17 protein-coding genes and 1 pseudogene are annotated in these 15,334 nt (G+C 69.6%); 3 read left to right on the forward strand and 15 right to left on the reverse strand.

The features are described 5' to 3' along the window. Positions 1 to 187: pseudogene (locus IBL25_RS18825) on the forward strand (aspartate/glutamate racemase family protein); the annotation flags it as partial. Here the strand turns inward: IBL25_RS18825 and lpxB are convergent. The 8 genes from lpxB to hisI all read right to left on the reverse strand — a co-directional run bounded on the left by lpxB (position 184) and on the right by hisI (position 6,514). Further along, positions 184 to 1,326, reverse strand: a complete 1,143-nt coding sequence (gene lpxB, locus IBL25_RS18830) for a lipid-A-disaccharide synthase (RefSeq protein ID WP_187780060.1) — start codon at positions 1,324 to 1,326, stop codon at positions 184 to 186. The pseudogene IBL25_RS18825 and the gene lpxB overlap by 4 nt on opposite strands. After that, the gene (locus tag IBL25_RS18835; RefSeq protein WP_187780061.1) at positions 1,323 to 2,210 is read right to left on the reverse strand and encodes a carbon-nitrogen hydrolase family protein; all 888 of its coding nucleotides are present in this window, start codon (positions 2,208 to 2,210) and stop codon (positions 1,323 to 1,325) included. Before IBL25_RS18835 ends, lpxB begins: the two co-directional genes overlap by 4 nt. Continuing rightward, the gene (locus tag IBL25_RS18840; RefSeq protein WP_187780062.1) at positions 2,207 to 2,797 is read right to left on the reverse strand and encodes a GNAT family N-acetyltransferase; all 591 of its coding nucleotides are present in this window, start codon (positions 2,795 to 2,797) and stop codon (positions 2,207 to 2,209) included. Before IBL25_RS18840 ends, IBL25_RS18835 begins: the two co-directional genes overlap by 4 nt. 32 nt (positions 2,798 to 2,829) lie before the next feature. After that, a complete protein-coding gene (locus IBL25_RS18845; RefSeq protein WP_187780063.1) occupies positions 2,830 to 3,537 on the reverse strand; it encodes an SDR family oxidoreductase in 708 nt (235 codons plus the stop codon). A gap of 15 nt (positions 3,538 to 3,552) precedes the next feature. Next, the gene (locus IBL25_RS18850) at positions 3,553 to 4,188 is read right to left on the reverse strand and encodes a hypothetical protein (RefSeq protein ID WP_187780064.1); all 636 of its coding nucleotides are present in this window, start codon (positions 4,186 to 4,188) and stop codon (positions 3,553 to 3,555) included. A gap of 112 nt (positions 4,189 to 4,300) precedes the next feature. After that, positions 4,301 to 4,951 carry a GOLPH3/VPS74 family protein gene (locus IBL25_RS18855; protein WP_187780065.1) on the reverse strand — a complete coding sequence of 217 codons (651 nt, stop codon included), beginning with the start codon at positions 4,949 to 4,951 and terminating at the stop codon, positions 4,301 to 4,303. Between the two features lie 101 nt (positions 4,952 to 5,052). Next, complete coding sequence (locus tag IBL25_RS18860) at positions 5,053 to 6,096, reverse strand: CobW family GTP-binding protein (protein WP_187780066.1); 1,044 nt, start codon at positions 6,094 to 6,096, stop codon at positions 5,053 to 5,055. After that, on the reverse strand, positions 6,074 to 6,514 hold the full coding sequence (hisI, locus tag IBL25_RS18865) for a phosphoribosyl-AMP cyclohydrolase (protein WP_187780067.1): 441 nt from the start codon (positions 6,512 to 6,514) through the stop codon (positions 6,074 to 6,076). The genes IBL25_RS18860 and hisI overlap by 23 nt, the downstream gene beginning before the upstream one ends. Positions 6,515 to 6,556: 42 nt before the next feature. On the opposite strand from hisI, the gene IBL25_RS18870 reads away from it, so the two are divergent. Beyond that, entirely contained in the window at positions 6,557 to 7,069 is a 513-nt protein-coding gene (locus IBL25_RS18870; protein WP_187780068.1) for a Fur family transcriptional regulator, read from the forward strand. A 21-nt stretch (positions 7,070 to 7,090) separates the two neighbouring features. Here the strand turns inward: IBL25_RS18870 and glgX are convergent, their stop codons facing one another. The 5 genes from glgX to IBL25_RS18895 all read right to left on the reverse strand — a co-directional run bounded on the left by glgX (position 7,091) and on the right by IBL25_RS18895 (position 12,782). Further along, positions 7,091 to 9,217, reverse strand: a complete 2,127-nt coding sequence (gene glgX / locus IBL25_RS18875) for a glycogen debranching protein GlgX (RefSeq protein WP_202986818.1) — start codon at positions 9,215 to 9,217, stop codon at positions 7,091 to 7,093. A 154-nt stretch (positions 9,218 to 9,371) separates the two neighbouring features. Continuing rightward, positions 9,372 to 10,577: a cystathionine beta-lyase gene (gene metC / locus IBL25_RS18880; protein ID WP_187780070.1), complete on the reverse strand. Its 1,206-nt coding sequence runs from the start codon at positions 10,575 to 10,577 to the stop codon at positions 9,372 to 9,374. After that, on the reverse strand, positions 10,577 to 11,419 hold the full coding sequence (locus IBL25_RS18885; protein WP_187780075.1) for a sulfurtransferase: 843 nt from the start codon (positions 11,417 to 11,419) through the stop codon (positions 10,577 to 10,579). Before IBL25_RS18885 ends, metC begins: the two co-directional genes overlap by 1 nt. Positions 11,420 to 11,424: 5 nt before the next feature. Next, positions 11,425 to 12,144, reverse strand: a complete 720-nt coding sequence (locus tag IBL25_RS18890; protein ID WP_187780071.1) for an alanine--tRNA ligase-related protein — start codon at positions 12,142 to 12,144, stop codon at positions 11,425 to 11,427. Continuing rightward, positions 12,141 to 12,782, reverse strand: a complete 642-nt coding sequence (locus IBL25_RS18895) for an NUDIX domain-containing protein (protein WP_187780072.1) — start codon at positions 12,780 to 12,782, stop codon at positions 12,141 to 12,143. Before IBL25_RS18895 ends, IBL25_RS18890 begins: the two co-directional genes overlap by 4 nt. A gap of 39 nt (positions 12,783 to 12,821) precedes the next feature. On the opposite strand from IBL25_RS18895, the gene IBL25_RS18900 reads away from it, so the two are divergent. Next, positions 12,822 to 13,793: a DMT family transporter gene (locus tag IBL25_RS18900; protein ID WP_187780073.1), complete on the forward strand. Its 972-nt coding sequence runs from the start codon at positions 12,822 to 12,824 to the stop codon at positions 13,791 to 13,793. On the opposite strand, the gene IBL25_RS27000 is transcribed toward IBL25_RS18900, so the two are convergent. Further along, positions 13,794 to 14,429 carry a PEP-CTERM sorting domain-containing protein gene (locus IBL25_RS27000; protein WP_238940529.1) on the reverse strand — a complete coding sequence of 212 codons (636 nt, stop codon included), beginning with the start codon at positions 14,427 to 14,429 and terminating at the stop codon, positions 13,794 to 13,796. Between the two features lie 160 nt (positions 14,430 to 14,589). Beyond that, a partial coding sequence (locus tag IBL25_RS18910) for an MFS transporter (RefSeq protein ID WP_187780074.1) occupies positions 14,590 to 15,334 on the reverse strand: 745 nt, incomplete at its 5' end.

Consider the following 15,334-nt stretch of genomic DNA (forward strand, 5'->3'; position numbering starts at 1 on the left):
CATGGCGGCGCGGCTCGGCCCCCGGGCGCCGGTGCCGCTGCTGGATGGCATCGCCTGCGCCGTGAAGCTGGCTGAGGCACTGGTGGCGCTGAACCTGCCCAAGGCCAGCACCGGCAGCCTGGCGCCGCTGGCGGGGCGGGAAAGCAGCGGGCTTTCCCCGGCCCTGGCAGCGCTGCTGCGGGGCTAGCCTTCCAGCGCCCGCAGCACGGCGGCGGCGGCGGCGGCGCTGGGCAGGCCCTCAGCCGGGCGCAGCATGTGGAAGACGGTGGCGAAGCCCTCCCGCTGCGCGGCGGCGGCGGCGGGGTCGGTCAGCAGGCGCACCAGTTCGGCGCTCAGCTTTTCCGGCGTGCAGTCCTCCTGAACCAGTTCCGGGATGATGCGGCGCTCCGCCAGCAGGTTGACGATGCTGATATGCGGCACCTTCACCAGCCGCCGCGCGATGATGGCGGTGACGGGGTTCACCCGGTAGCCCACCACCATCGGCACCCCCGCCAGCGCCACTTCCAGCGAGGATGTGCCGGATTTGATCAGGCCCGCCGAGGCGGCGGCGAAGGCGTCGTATTTCTCCCGCACGTCATGCACCAGGATGGGTGCGGGCTGCCAATGGGCGGCGGTGGCGCGCACGGCTTCCTCCACCGGCCCGGCCAGCGGCACCACCGGGCGCAGCTTCGGCACCTGTTGCGCCGCCAGCTTCAGCGCGGCGCCGAAGGTGGGCAGCAGGCGCCCGACCTCGCTGCGGCGGCTGCCGGGCATCACCAGCACCACGCGCTCATCCGGCGCGATATTGTGCTGCGCACGGAAGCGCGCGGCATCGCCCTGGTCCGCGCCGGATTCCAGAATGGAATGGCCGACGAAATCGACCGGAATGCCGGCCTTCTCGAAGAACGGCGCCTCGAAGGGCAGCAGGGCCAGGATGCGGTCCACTTCCTTCGCGATGCGCTTCACCCGCCCCGGGCGCCAGGCCCAGACCTGCGGCGCGACGTAATGCAGCACCCGGAAGCCGCGCGGCCTTACCCGCGCCGCGATGCGCAGCCCAAAGCCGGGGCTGTCGATGGTCACCACCACGGCGGGCCTGCGCGCGATGATATCGGCCGTGGTCTCATCCAGCCGGCGGGCGAGGCGGCGGATATTCGGCAGCACTTCCGCAAGGCCCATGACCGCCAGTTCCCGCATGGGGAAGAGGCTGGAGAAGCCCTGCTCCGCCATGCGGTCGCCGCCCACGCCGGCAAAAGCGAGGTCCGGCCGCGCGGCCCGCAGCGCCGCGATCAGCCGCGCGCCCAGCAGGTCGCCCGAGGCTTCGCCGGCGATCAGGTAGACCAACGTCATGCCGGCGCCATCACCTTGGGCTGGTCGAAGGACTGCCCGGGCCAGTCACGATGGTTGAAGACGGCGCCTTCCCGGCGGACGGTCTCGATCCGCGCGGGGTCGAGGTCGGCGAAGACCCATTGCGGCATGTCCAGACCACCGCGCGCCAGCACGCCATCTTCCGGAAAGCCACGGTCCACCGGGCCGAAGACGGCGGCATGGCCGCGGTTCACGTCCAGCGCCGCCGACCAGGGCGCGACGCCCACGGTGGGAGTAATGGCGACGAAGCACTGGTTCTCCACCGCCCGCGCGGCGGCCGAGAGGCGGACGCGGTTGAAGCCATGCATGGTGTCGGTGCAGGAGGGCGCCAGGATCAGCCAGGCACCCGCCTCCACCTGCGCGCGAACATGCCTGGGAAATTCCACGTCATAGCAAATGGAAATGCCGATCAGGCCCCACGGTGTCTGGAACACCGCCGGGCCGCTGCCGGCGGAAACGCCCCAGCGCTCGCGCTCGAAGCGCGTCATGGCGTGCTTGTCCTGGGTGGCGATGCGGCCATCGGGCGCGATCAGCGGTGCGCGGTTGCGGATCAGCCCATCCGCGTCCCGCACTGGCATGGTGCCGGGCAGCAGCCAGAGGCCGGCGCGGCGGGCGGCGGCGCGCATGGCCTCCAGGATGGCGGGCGCGGCTTCCACCATGGCTGCCAGCTCCGTCGCCTCATCGGCGGTGTCGGAGCCGGTGAGAGCGGCGCCCAGTTCCACGCAGGCATATTCCGGCAGCACCGCCAATTCGGCGCCACTGTTCTTCGCTTCCGCCAGCCAGCGGTCCAGCTTGGCGCCGAAGGCGGCGACACCCTCGGGCCTTTCCACCGGGTATTGCAGCAGGGCGAGGCGCAGCGGGGTCATGGCAGGTGGCGCTCCCAGAAGTCGAGGCTGTGCGGCGTCTCCTCCGCGGCGCCGATCTCGCGCCAGCTCATGGTGCAGGAGAGGCCGGGGCAGGGGGTGTAGCCACGCTTGCGCCAGAAGGCATCCAACGGCGTGTAACCAGCGGGACGGCGCGGGTCCTGGCTGTCCCGCCGCACGCCGCAGAAGGTGACACGGCGCAAGCCGAGCGAAAGCGCATGCGCCTCCCGCAGCGTGAAGAAGCGCACACCGGCGCCTTGGCCGCGCCAGGCGGGCAGTAGCAGGCTTTCACCGAAGTAGCAGTATTCGGCCGGGTCCCGCCCGGCGGCGAGGAAGGCTTCCCGCACCTCTTCATGGGTCTGCGTCATGGGTTCGCAGGTGGCGGCGCCCACCGGGGTCTCGCCATCGAAGGCCACAAAGGCGGCGGCGCCTTCGCCTTCCGCATAGGCGCGCAGGTAGCGGGCCTCGTAGGCTTCGTCGCCTTCGTAGCGGTAAGGCCATTCGCGGAAGACGGCGATGCGCAGCCGCGCCAGCGCTGGCAGCCAGGGATGCGGCGCGGGGCCGCGCAAGGTTTCGAAGCGGAGGGCCATGGGGCCGGCATACAACCAAACCCCCGCAGCGGCTATTCCGCGTAGATCATCTTGCGCGTCATGCCGCCGTCGCTGATGAATTCGGAGCCGGTGACGAAGCCTGCTTCCGGCCCCACCAGCCAGCCCACCAGCGCCGCGATATCCTCCACCCGGCCGACGCGGCCGGCGGGATGCTGGGCATGGTCCTCCGGTCGCAGTTCCTCGCCCGCCACGTCGATCCAGCCGGGGCTGACGCAGTTCACCCGGATTTCCGGCCCCAGGCTGACGGCCAAGGCATGGGTCAGCGCCAGCAGCCCGCCTTTGCTGGCGGAATAGGATTCCGTGTTCGGCTCCGACATATGCGCGCGGGTGGAGGCAATGGTGACGATGGCACCGCGCCCGGAAGCCCGCAGCAGCTTCGCCCCCGCCCGCGCCAGCAGGAAGGTGCTGGTCAGGTTGGTACCCAGCACGCGCTGCCATTCCGCCAGCGAGAGTTCCTCCACCGGCTTGCGCACCATGATGCCCGCGTTGCAGACCATGGCGTCCAGCCGCCCCTCCCGCGCCGCGATGCCGTCTAACAGCGTGGCCACGGCGGCTTCATCGGCGGTATCGGCCTGCACATGGCGGCCGGAGGCATCGGGCGCCGGCTTCAGGTCGGCCGTCACCACGCGCCAGCCCTTGCCTGCCAGATGCGCGGCGATGCCGGCGCCGATGCCATGCGCGCCGCCGGTGACGAGCGCGACAGGGGAGGAATCACTCATGCCTTGTTCCCGATCTCAGTTGGGCGGCAGCACGCCGTCCTTGCCGACATTGATGGAAGCGGCGGCGATGCTGCCATCCGCCGCGCGGGTCCCGTTGAGGATGATCTCGGTGCCCGGCACCAGCCTGTCACGGCTGGCAGGGGTGAAGGTGAGGATGGCGGCATCCTCCGGCACCAGGATGCGCTGCTCGCCATCCTTGTAGCGCACGGTGAGCACCAGATCCTCGCCCTTGCCGACACGGCCCACCGTGCCGGTGGTCATGCTGCCCACGGTGCCATTGGTCATGGTGCTGCCTTCGCCCATGACCCAGGGGTAGTGGCCTTCGCCCACGCCGCGTGAGGAGGCGGGGAAGACCATCACCTGCACCGCGCGCAGCGCACCGTCCGGCTGCCGCATCGCCGCCACGCCCACATAGCTGTCTTCCCGGATATCGGAGAGCTTCACCGGCATCAGTTCCGTGACGCGCAGGTTGGCCGGCAGGCTGGCGCTGGCCTTGCCGCCGTCAGGCAGCGTCACCTCCATCCGCTCGGCGGAGATGCTGTCGATGCGCCCACGCAGCCGCACGCGCTGCGCGGCTGGCGCCTGGGCCCTGGCGAGCCCGGCTTGCAGCGAAAGCCCGCCGGCGAGGGCGAGAAGCATGCGGCGTTTCATGGGCGGGTTCCTCCCCGGCGGGCCACCAGCGGCCCTGCCGGGAAGATGAGGCGCCGCATGCCTGCGGAAAGGCTTCGCTGCGGTGACAAATGCGTAGCCTTTCCGGCTGGTGTCACATCACGGGCGCGTAGCGGGCCACCTCGATGAAAATGTCGCGCACCGCGTCCGAGATGGTCTTGTTCAGTGCCTCGTGCCGGGAGACGGCCTCAATGCGCGGCTGGGCGCGTTCCAGCTCGGCCGGCGCCAGCAGCAGCGGGAAGAGGCCGGCGGCGCGCGTCAGGCCGATCAGCAGGGAATCGCGGGCGGAGGGCGGGCCATCCTCGAAGATGACGCTCATCAGCCGCGCCTTCACCTCCCGTTCCTCCTTGTCCGAGATGACGGGGTAGCGGCGCTCGGAGAAGAACCAGAGGAAGCGCCCTTCCTCGGATTTCAGGATGCCCCGCTGCACCAGCCGCTCGAAATAGGCGTTGCGGTAGGTCTCCACATCGCCGGTCAGCGTTTCCACCCACCAGCGGCTGTCGCGCGGCTCATGCTCCGCCGCGATGCGCGCCAGCACGCCATCCAGCACCGCGTCGCCAGTGGGGGCGGCGCTTTTCACGCGCAGGCGCGGCGGGTCGGTGTCGATGCGCTCCTCCAGCGCCAGCTCGGCCAGCATGGCGCCGACCAGCGCGTAATCGCCAGCCGGGGTGGCGCGGTCGGTCAGGCGCCCGCTCTCGTCGTCCAGCATCAGCAGGAGGAGTTCCTCCGGCATGGTCAGTGACATGGTGGCGTCTCCTTGCGAAGTCCCCGCCTCCAGGCAGGGATCTTGTGCCGGCAACGCCCCCGCGACGCTGCCGGTTGCCGCAAGCCGAGACTCAGCCGTAACTAACCGGCGCGGGCCGCCTGCACGAAGGCGGCCAGCCCGTCCTCCACCACCGCGCGCGGCAGGTCGCGCAGGATGAAGACGATGCGGGAGCGGCGCGGCTCCCCCTCCGGCCAGCCGGAGAGCAGGGTGGGACTGTGCCAGACATGCTGCACGCCATGGATGGCCACCGGCTTCTCCTGCCCCTCCAGGTCCAGGATGCCCTTCACTCGCAGCACGGAGGCACCGCGCGTCGCCGTCAGCATCTCCAGCCAGGTGGCCAGCCCCTGCCAGGGCAGGGGGTGGTCGAAGGTCAGGCAGAAGGCTTCGATGCTGGCATCGTGCCGGTTGGGGTCATGGTGGTGATGGTGATGGTGGTGCCCGCCCCAGGCCGAGGCATCGAGCCAGCCGCGCACGGCCTCGCCATGGTCGGAGGGCTCGAAGCGGCCCTCGCCCAGCAGGGCTTCCACCGGGGCCGCGCCGTTCTCCGCCAGCACCGGCACCACGCCGGGGTTGAGCTGCGCCAGCCGGGCCAGCAGAGCCTCCAGCGTGGCGGCATCGGCGAGGTCGGGCTTGCTGACCAGCAGCCGGTCGGCCACCGCCACCTGCCGCACCGCCTCCGGCTGGCTGTCCAGCGTGGCGAGGCCATTGGCGGCATCCACCAGCGCCACAACGCCCGCCAGGGTGAAGTGGCGCCCGATGGCGGGGTCCGCCAGCAGGGTCTGCAGGATGGGCACGGGGTCGGCGAGGCCGGTGGTTTCCAGCACCACCCGGCGCACCTCCTGCCCGGCTTCCACCCGCGCCGCCAGCCGTTGCAGCGCCGCTGAAAGGTCGCCGCGGATGGTGCAGCAGAGGCAGCCGGCCTGGAGCAGGATGGCATCCTCCTCCAGCGCCTCCACCAGCAGGTGGTCGAGGCCGATCTCGCCGAACTCGTTGATCATCACCGCCGTGCCGGCCATGGCGGGCTGGCGCAGCAGGTGGTTCAGCAGCGTGGTCTTGCCGGCGCCCAGGAAGCCCGTCAGCACCGTGACGGGGATGGAGGAATCAATGGCCATGCTTGTGGCCATACAGCGCCTCCGGGTCCGCTTCCGGCGCGGTGATGGCGGTCAACTCGCCCTCCCGCAGCGCCTGGAAGAAGCAGGAGCGGCGGCCGGTGTGGCAGGCAACGCCGGTCTGCTCCACCAGGGCCAGGACGGTGTCGCCATCGCAATCCAGCCGCAGGTCCACCAGATACTGCACCTGGCCGGAGGTCTCGCCCTTCCGCCACAGCGCGTTGCGGCTGCGGCTGAAATAGACCACACGTCCGGTGGCGAGGGTTTCCTCCAGCGCCGCGGCATTGGCCCAAGCCATCATCAGCACCTCCCCGGTGCCATGGGCCTGGGCGATGACGGGCACCAGCCCGCGGCCGTCGAAGCGGACAGCGGCCAGGAAGCGGGCGCGGGCGGCGGGGTCGGTGACGGCGGTGCCGGTATCGGTGCTGGACATGGTGTTACTATATAACGGTTGGACGGGCAGCGGAGAATGGGCATGGCAGCAGGGCAGGGCAGCACGGGCGAGGCGGCGGAGGCCATGCTGCCGGCATCGGTGCGACATGCGCTGGAGGTGGCCGATGCCCGCTGCGCCCGTGCCGGGGCGCAACTGACGGCGCTGCGCCGGCAGGTGCTGGCCCTGGTGCTGGAAGCGGAGCAGCCGCTGGGCGCCTATGCGCTGCTGGACAAGCTGAAGGCGCAGCGGCCGGGCGCCGCGCCGCCCACGGTGTACCGCGCGCTGGATTTCCTGCTGGAGCAGGGGCTGATCCACAAGGTGGAGCGGCTGAACGCCTTTGTCGGCTGCGTCGAGGCCGGGCATGACCATGACCACCACGGCCATGCGCACCCGCACCAGTTCCTGATCTGCCGCGATTGCGGCCTGACGCTGGAAGTCAGCGACCACGGCGTCGCCCATGCCGTGGCCGAGGCGGCCGCCAAGGCCGGCTTCACCGCCGCCCATGCCACTGTCGAGATCGAGGGCCGCTGCGCCGCCTGCGCCGCCAAGGGCTGAGGCGGCGCGGGCGGCGGCGGCTCAGGCCGCCGGGCGCCGCCGCTGTGTCCGCAGCCGGAAGAGCAGCAGGGAGCGGCCGGTGACGGTATAGCTCTCGCCGATCTTGAAGGCGGGTTCCTCGTCCTCCTCCTCGCCGACGATATTGGTATCCAGCAGCCGCACCCAGGCCACGCCCTCCGGCGCCGGCGGCAGGGTGAATTCCACCGCCTCGTGATGCGCGTTCAGGATGGTCAGGATCGTCTCGTCATGCGCGGCGATGCGGATGCCGCTTTCCTGCGCACGGCCGTCCAGCATGCGGGCGAAGCACTTGGTATTGGGGTCGTTCCAGTCATCCGGCTCCATCTCCTCGCCCGAGGGCTTCCACCAGGAGAGCGCCTTGCCGCCGCTGGCCTCATGGAAATCGCCGGACAGGAAGCGGCCGCGCCGCAGGATGGGGAAGCGCGCCCGCAGCGCCGCCAGCTTCTGCGTGAAGGCGACCAGGCGCTCGCCCTTGTCCTGCCAGTCCCAGTCCAGCCAGGAGATCTCGTTGTCCTGGCAATAGGCATTGTTGTTGCCCTGCTGGGTGCGGCCGAACTCGTCTCCCGCCAGCAGCATCGGCGTGCCCTGGGAGAGATAGAGGGTGCCGAGCATGTTGCGGATCTGCCGCTCCCGCACCTCGTTGATCTCGGGGTCGTCGGTCGGCCCCTCGACGCCGTAGTTGTAGGAGCGGTTGTGGGAATGGCCGTCCCGGTTGTCCTCGCCATTCGCCTCGTTGTGCTTCTCGTTGTAGCTGACGAGGTCGTTCAGCGTGAAACCGTCATGGGCGGCCAGGAAGTTCACGCTGGCCCAGGGCTTGCGGCCATTGTGGTTGAATAGGTCCGAGGAACCTGACAGGCGGTTGCCGAGATCGGCCGCCGCGCCTTCCTCGCCCACCCAGAAGCCACGCACGGTGTCGCGGTACTTGTCGTTCCATTCCGCCCAGCCCGGCGCGAAATTACCGACCTGGTAGCCGCCGGGGCCGATATCCCAGGGCTCGGCGATCAGCTTCACGTCCGACAGCACGGGATCCTGCATGCAGGCCTTCAGGAAGGCGGACTGGTTGTCGAAGCCGTCCGGCTCCCGCGCCAGGATGGTGCCGAGGTCGAAGCGGAAGCCATCGACATGCATCTCGTTGACCCAGTAGCGCAGGCTGTCCGTCACCATCTGCAGCACGCGGGCGTGGCTGAGGTTGACGGTGTTACCCGTGCCGGTGTCGTTGATGTAGTAGCGCTTCTGGTCCGGCAGCAGGCGGTAATAGCTGGCGTTGTCGATGCCCTTGAAGGAAAGCGTGGCGCCGCGCTCGTTGCCCTCGGCCGTGTGGTTGTAGACCACGTCCATGATGACCTCGAGCCCGGCATCGTGCAGCCGCGCCACCATCTCCTTGAACTCGGAGAAGGCGAAATCCGGCGTGCGGGCATAGCGCCGCGCCGGGGCGAAGAAGCCAAGGGAGTTGTAGCCCCAGTAGTTGGTCAGATTCTTCTGCAGCAGGTAGTCGTCGTTCAGGAAGAACTGGATCGGCAGCAGCTCCACCGAGGTGACGCCGAGCGACTTGATGTGCTTGATGACATCCTGGTGCGCCAGCCCGGCATAGGTGCCGCGCAGCTCCTCCGGCACCAGCGGATGCAGCTTGGTGATGCCCTTCACATGGGCCTCGTAGAAGACCGTCCGCTCCCACGGGATGCGCAGGCGGCGGTCATTGCCCCAGGTGAAGGCGGGGTCCACCACGCGGCACTTGGGCATGAAGCGGGCGCTGTCGCGCTCGTCGAAGGAGAGATCCTCGTCCGGGTGGCCGATCGTGTAGCCGAACAGGGCATGGTCCCATTTCAGCTCGCCCACGTGGCTCAACGCGTAAGGGTCCAGCACCAGCTTGTTGGGGTTGAAGCGGTGACCTTCCTCCGGCGCATAGGGGCCATGGACGCGGTAGGCGTAGATCGTGCCCGGCCGCGCATCCGGCAGGAAGCCGTGGAAGACCTCGTTGGTGTATTCCGGCAGTTCGATCCGCTCCAGCTCCGTTTCGCCCGAAGCGTCGAACAGGCAGAGTTCGACCTTGGTCGCATGGGCGGAGAAGAGGGCGAAATTGACGCCCAGGCCGGTCCAGGTGGCGCCCAGCGGATTAGGGCGGCCTTGCATGACGCGAGACTGATTGATCGACGGCGGCACGGGGAAATTCCTGGCTGAGAGGGCATCCGTTAACCCAGCCAGGTCTCGCCAAGTTGCGAGGTTCAAGCCTCAATTTAACAAATTGGTGCCGGGCGGGGCCGGCCTGCCCCGCCCGGAGGCAGCTTCAGCGCGGCAGTCTGCCCAGCGCGCTTTCCAGGTCCGCGATCAGGTCGGCGGTATCCTCCAGCCCGATATGGAAGCGCACGGCCGGGCCGCCCAGCAGTTCGGCGCTGGTGGCGGTGCGGGTGATATAGCCGGTGGTGGGCAGCGCCAGGCTCTCGAACCCGCCCCAGGAGGCGCCGATGCCGAAGAGCTTCAGCCCATCCACCATCGCATCCAGTTGCGCCGCACTGTAATGCGGCTGGAACACCACGCCGAAAAGCGAGCAGGCGCCGGTGAAGTCCCGCTTCCACAGCGCGTGCTGCGGATGGCTGGGCAGGGCGGGGTGCAGCACGCGCAGCACTTCCGGCCGGGTCTCGAACCAGCGGGCCACTTCCAGCCCGGCGGCTTCCTGGTGCTTCAGCCGCACCGCCATGGTGCGCAGCCCGCGCAGGGCCAGCCAGCAGTCGTCCGGGCTGGCGTAATGGCCCATGAAGCGGCCGGCGCTGGCGACGATGTGCCAGTCTTCCTCGCTGTTCACCGTCACGCTGCCCAGCAGCACGTCGGAATGGCCGCCGACATACTTGGTCAACGCCTGGATCGAGACATCAACGCCGTGCCGGAAAGGCTGGAAGTGATGAATGCCCCAGGTATTGTCCATCAGCACCTTGGCACCGCCGGCATGGGCCACGGCGGCCAGGGCCGGGATGTCCTGCATCTCGAAGGTGTGGCTACCGGGGCTCTCGGTATAGAGAACCTTGGTGTTGGGGCGCATCAGCGCCTTCAGGCCCTCGGCATCGATGGTGGGGTCGTAATAGGTGGTCTCGATGCCCCAGCCGGCCATCAGCCCATCGGCCAGGCGGCGCGTCGGGCCATAGGCGCTATCGGGGATCAGGCAGTGGTCGCCGGCCTTCAGATAGGCCAGCAGCGGCACCGCGCAGGCGGCGAGGCCGGTGCCGACGATCAGGCAGCGCGTGCCGCCCTCCACCTCGGCGATCGCATCCTCCAGCGCGAAATGCGTGGGGCCGCCGGAGGTGCCATAGGTCAGCGCATGCTTCTCGAAGCCCGCCGCGTTGATGCTGCCGCGCGCCTCGCAGGAGGGGTAGAGCACGGTGGAGCCGCGATGCACCGCGCCATTGACGAAGCCGTGATTACGGACGCTTGGGCGGCTGACATGCGTGACCTGGGTGCCGAAGCCGCGCCGGGTCTTGGAATGAAGATCGTCAGGCATCAGGCGCTCGTTTCCTTCGGGGTTTCGGGCCGCGCGGCCCATTCGGTCCAGGAACCGTCATAGACGGCAGGCTCAGGCAGGCCGGCATGCACCAGCCCCAGGGCGACGACGCAGGCGGTGATGCCCGTGCCGCAGGAGGTGATCAGCGGCTTGGAGCCATCGACACCGGCCTTGGCAAACAGCGCGCGGAGCTGCTCCGGCGGCAGCATGGTCTGGTCCGGCGACAGCAGGGCGGTGGCGGGCACGCTGCAGGCGCCGGGCATGTGGCCGGAGGGCAGGCCCGGCCGCGGCTCCGGCGCCGTGCCATCGAAGCGGCCGGTGCTGCGCGCGTCGATGATCTGGGCGGAACGGTCGGCCACCACGCGCTTCACGTCACCGATGCCGGCTAGGCGGCGGGCCACGAAATCGGCCCAGAAATGCTGCGGCGCGGGGGCAGGGGCCTCGCCGCTCTCCAGCGGGGCGCCGGCGGCGCGCCATTTCGGCAGGCCGCCATCCAGCACCGCCACCTTCTCATGCCCGAAGAGCCGCATCAGCCACCAGCCACGCGCGGCCGAGAAGAGGCCCTTCTGGTCGTAGAACACGACGCGGCTGTTGTTGCCGATGCCGAGCTGCCCCAGCAGCCGCTCCGCCCGCCCGGGTGTGGGGGCCATGTGCGGCAGGTTGGTCTCGGGGTCTGCGACCTCGTTGACATCGAAGAAGCGGGCGCCGGGGATATGCGCCTGCGCGAACAGCGCGCGGGCATCCTGCGGCTCGTTCGGCAGGTAGTAGGTGGCGTCGAAGACCACCAGATCGGGGGCGCCGATCTCGCCCCGCAGCCAATCGGCGGAAACCAGTTCCTGCATCGCGCTCATTCCTCCAGCACCAGATAGACCCGCCGGTTCTGCTTGCCCTTGTTCTCGAGCTTGGTGACGGTGACGGTGCCGATCTCCCCCGTCGCGCGCACATGCGTGCCGCCGCAGGGCTGCAAATCCACCGGCACCTCACCCTGGCCGATCCGCACCAGCCGCAACACCCCCGCGCCGCGCGGCGGCTTCACGGAAAGGGTGCGGACCAGGCCGGGGTTGGTGTCCAGCTCCGCCTCATCCACCCAGCTTTCCGAGACCGGGTGATTGGCGGCGACCAGCGCGCGCAGCCCCTCGGTCAGCGCCTCCTTGGTCGGCGGCTCCGGCAGGTCGAAATCGAGGCGGGAACGGTCGGCGCCGATCTGCCCGCCGGTGACACCCGCACCGGGGATCAGGCTGCACAGCAGGTGCAGCGATGTATGCATGCGCATCAGCCGGTGGCGGCGCGGCCAGTCCAGCGCCATGCGGACCGTGGCACCGATGGGCGGCAGGCTGGCGCCCTCGGCCGGCATGTGCAGCACCGCGCCGTTCTCGCCCTTCAGCGCTTCCGTCACTGCCATCTCGCCGCCATCCCAGCGCAGCGTGCCGGCATCGCCGGGCTGGCCGCCGGCGCGGGCGTAGAAAAGCGTGCGGTCCAGCACCACGCCTTCCGGCCCGGCGGAAACCACGCGGGCCTCCGCCTCGGTCGCGTAGGCATCGGTGCGGTACAGTAGCTCGGTGCTCATGCCGTCCATTCCTGCCGCAGCCGCGGAGCGTTCAGCTGCAACCAGAGCAGGCTGATGGCGCCACAGGCATTGCGGATCTCGTTGCGCGCCATCATGCCGAAGGCCTCTTCGGCCCCCAGCACCAGCACGCGGGTTTCCTCGCTCTCGCTCTCTAGGCCCAGGATAGAGCCCTCGCCGGGTTCGGGAAGCCGCACGCGGGCGGCGAAGAAATGCACCCGCTCATCCGTCGCGCCCTGGGCCAGCATGTAGCTGCCCATGCCGGCCAGGATGTCGGCCTCCAGCCCAGCTTCCTCCCGCAGCTCGCGCAGGCCACAGGTGCCGGGGTCCTCGCCCGGCTCCACCAGCCCGGCGGGCACTTCGCGCGAGATCGGGTGCTCTCCCGCCGCCAGCATGGGCAGGCGGAACTGCTCGATCATGGCGATGCGGTGGTTCCAGGGGTCATAGGGCAGGATGGCCACGGCATCGCCGCGCCGCCACATCTCCCAGTTCACGGGGGCGGAGAGGGAGCCGTCGAAGCGGCGGTAGCGGAAGCGCACCTTCTGCAGCGGAAAGCGGCCTTCCCAGACCACGTCGTCGCTTTCCGGCACATAAAGCGGATGCGGCGGCACCACCGGGGCCTTTGCCGGTCTGGCCTTCATGCAGCCGGGGCCGTAACGTCGTGGCGGAACGTCCTGAACATGCAGCCAGCCATCCTTTCCCATCCTTCCTCCGCCGCCGCTCCCGATGAGGAGCGCCGCGAGGCGGAGCGCCGCGCGCAGGCCGCGCGCCGCCGCTCCATTCTCTGCGTTCTGGGCGCCGCCGCAACCTTCGCCGTGGCCGCGGCCTGCGTGAAGGCGCTGCAAGGCAGCGTGCCGGTGATGCAGGTGATCTTTTTCCGCAACCTGCTGGCCATCCCGGTGCTGCTGGCGCTGGCCATGGCGGGCGCGCGGCAGGCCGGCGGGCTGGGTGCGCTGCTGTCCACCAGCCGGCCGCTCGCCCATGTGCAGCGGGTGATCTATGGGCTGATGGGGATGTTCGGCAGCTTCTATGGCTACGTGCATCTGCCCATCGCCACCGTCACGGCGCTGGGCTTCACCATGCCCTTCTTCCTGGCCGCGCTTTCGGCGCCGATGCTGGGAGAGAAGCTGAAGCCTTCCCGCCTGCTGCCCATGGTCTTCGGCTTCGCCGGCGTGCTGGTGATGTTGCGGCCCTGGGAAGGCGTCGGCGAGGCCGGCCTGCCAGTGGTGCCCGTGCTGGTGGTGCTGATGGGCGCGGTGGGCTGGGCCCTGGCCATGATCACCATCCGCCGTATGGGGGAGAGCGGCGAATCCGGCGCCACCATCGTGCTCTGGTTCGCCTTTGGCGGCGCGCTGGTGGGTGGGTTGGCGGCGCTGCCCAACTGGATCTGGCCGGAACCCTGGCAATGGGCGCTGCTGCTGGCGGTGGGCGTCGTTTCCGCCTTTGCGCAGCTGCTGATGACAGCGGCCTATCGCAGCGGCGAGGCGACGCTGCTGGCACCCTTCGAGTATTCCGGCATTGTCTGGACCACGCTGCTGGGCGCCATGCTCTGGGCGGAGTGGCCGGATGTCTGGAGCATCCTGGGCATTCTGGCGCTGGTGGGCGCGGGTCTCGGCATGTGGTGGCGGGACACGCGCCCAGCGGCGGCCTAGCTAACGGCTGGCACGGCGGCGGCGCGCCAGGGCCAGACCAGCCAGGCCGGCGCCGAACAGGGCCAGCGAGGCGGGTTCCGGCACCACCTGCATCACCGTCTGCTGGCCGGCGAAGGTGCAGCCGCCGCTCCAGCAACTGCCGACGCCATCGCTGTTGAACATGCCGTTGACCAGCGGCGTGCCCGTGAAGGTGAGGCGCAGCTCGTCATTGGTGTTGTTGATGTAGAGGGTGCCGTTCAGCAGGCCATCGGCTGCCGCCGTCAGGCTGAACAGGAACCGCCCGGCGGTGGAGCCGTAGCGAGGGATCAGGAAGTCATCCAGGTCGTAGGTCAGGACGGGCGGATACCAGGGGCCGTTGAACAGGCTCACGGACAAGGCCAGCAGCCCATCGTTGCTGGGAGCGGGAAGCCGCCCGGCGTCAGCCTGGAAGCTGAAGCCATTCGCTGCGGCTTCATCGGTGACGACCACCAGCGCGCTGCTGGCGAAGCCGATGGTGGGGCTGGAGGCGTAAGGGCTGCCGGGGCTCGTATAGGTCGGCGTGGTCTGGGTGAAGGTATAGATGACATCCGCTTTCGCCTGACTGGCCGCCGCCAGGGCGAGACCGGCAACAAGGGAAAGCGTGGTAAGCAGTTTCATTGGAGTAGCGCCTTTCGTTATCGAAACGATAACGGAAGCAAGGGCTGTGCCGGTGACAAAAAACCTTGATGATGAGGATGTTAGGCGGCTGGATTCCTGCTGAAACGGCGCATCTGTAAATCCTGCCTACAAAGCGGGGATGGCTTGCCCGATGGGCCTCTCAGGCGGCCTGCGGCAGGGTTCGCAGGCGTGGCACCGGCGAGGCCATGATCAGCAGGAACTGCACCGCGAAGCACAGCGCCGAGGCCAGGAGGCTGGCCTCCACCCCGGCCCAGCCCGCCAGCGCCGCGCCGGCCGCGGCCCCGACCGGCCGGGCGCCGAAGGTGGCGGTCATGACCACGGCCGAGACCCGGCCCAGCAGTGCCTGCGGCGTCACCGCCTGCCGCAGCGTGGTGGTGGCGATGGTCCAGAGCACCGGGCCGGCGCCGAACAGGAAGAAGCTCACCGCCGCCAGAAGGCTGGAAGGCAAGGCCACGGTCAGCAGCATCAGCAGCGCCGCCACCAGCGCGCAACCGGGCCCCAGCGCCACCAGCCGGCCGAAGGGCAGGGCGCCGAGCAGGTGTGGGGCCAGCAGCGCGCCCGCCACCATGCCGGCGCCAAAAGCGCCCAGCGTCATGCCGACCCCCGTGGCGCTCAGCCCCAGGGACTGCACGGCATAGGCGACATAGACACCCTGGAGAATGAACCAGGCCGTGTTGAAGAACACCGCCGTCAGCAGGATCGGCCGCAACAGCGGATGGCTGGCCACGAAGCGGGCGCCTTCCGTCAGCTCCCGCAGCGGGTGGCGGCGTGGTGGCGCGGCGGTGGCGGGTTCCGGCAGGCCGGCCAGGCTGCGGGCGGCGCCCAGTGACAGCACCGCCGCCAGCGCATAGGCCGCCGAGGCGCCCATCCAGCCCACCAGGGCG

The organism is Pseudoroseomonas ludipueritiae, from assembly GCF_014490445.1.
Classification (GTDB): domain Bacteria; phylum Pseudomonadota; class Alphaproteobacteria; order Acetobacterales; family Acetobacteraceae; genus Pseudoroseomonas; species Pseudoroseomonas ludipueritiae.

Coding starts and splice junctions, on each gene's coding strand:
- IBL25_RS18900 (WP_187780073.1), top strand. CDS start 12,822: ATGCAGCCAGCCATCCTTTCCCATCCTTCCTCCGCCGCCGCTCCCGAT.
- IBL25_RS18845 (WP_187780063.1), bottom strand. CDS start 3,537: ATGAGTGATTCCTCCCCTGTCGCGCTCGTCACCGGCGGCGCGCATGGC.
- IBL25_RS27000 (WP_238940529.1), bottom strand. CDS start 14,429: ATGAAACTGCTTACCACGCTTTCCCTTGTTGCCGGTCTCGCCCTGGCG.
- IBL25_RS18860 (WP_187780066.1), bottom strand. CDS start 6,096: ATGGCCACAAGCATGGCCATTGATTCCTCCATCCCCGTCACGGTGCTG.
- IBL25_RS18855 (WP_187780065.1), bottom strand. CDS start 4,951: ATGTCACTGACCATGCCGGAGGAACTCCTCCTGCTGATGCTGGACGAC.
- metC (WP_187780070.1), bottom strand. CDS start 10,577: ATGCCTGACGATCTTCATTCCAAGACCCGGCGCGGCTTCGGCACCCAG.
- IBL25_RS18885 (WP_187780075.1), bottom strand. CDS start 11,419: ATGCAGGAACTGGTTTCCGCCGATTGGCTGCGGGGCGAGATCGGCGCC.
- IBL25_RS18835 (WP_187780061.1), bottom strand. CDS start 2,210: ATGACCCCGCTGCGCCTCGCCCTGCTGCAATACCCGGTGGAAAGGCCC.
- lpxB (WP_187780060.1), bottom strand. CDS start 1,326: ATGACGTTGGTCTACCTGATCGCCGGCGAAGCCTCGGGCGACCTGCTG.
- IBL25_RS18840 (WP_187780062.1), bottom strand. CDS start 2,797: ATGGCCCTCCGCTTCGAAACCTTGCGCGGCCCCGCGCCGCATCCCTGG.
- IBL25_RS18870 (WP_187780068.1), top strand. CDS start 6,557: ATGGCAGCAGGGCAGGGCAGCACGGGCGAGGCGGCGGAGGCCATGCTG.
- IBL25_RS18895 (WP_187780072.1), bottom strand. CDS start 12,782: ATGAAGGCCAGACCGGCAAAGGCCCCGGTGGTGCCGCCGCATCCGCTT.
- IBL25_RS18890 (WP_187780071.1), bottom strand. CDS start 12,144: ATGAGCACCGAGCTACTGTACCGCACCGATGCCTACGCGACCGAGGCG.
- hisI (WP_187780067.1), bottom strand. CDS start 6,514: ATGTCCAGCACCGATACCGGCACCGCCGTCACCGACCCCGCCGCCCGC.
- IBL25_RS18850 (WP_187780064.1), bottom strand. CDS start 4,188: ATGAAACGCCGCATGCTTCTCGCCCTCGCCGGCGGGCTTTCGCTGCAA.
- glgX (WP_202986818.1), bottom strand. CDS start 9,217: ATGCAAGGCCGCCCTAATCCGCTGGGCGCCACCTGGACCGGCCTGGGC.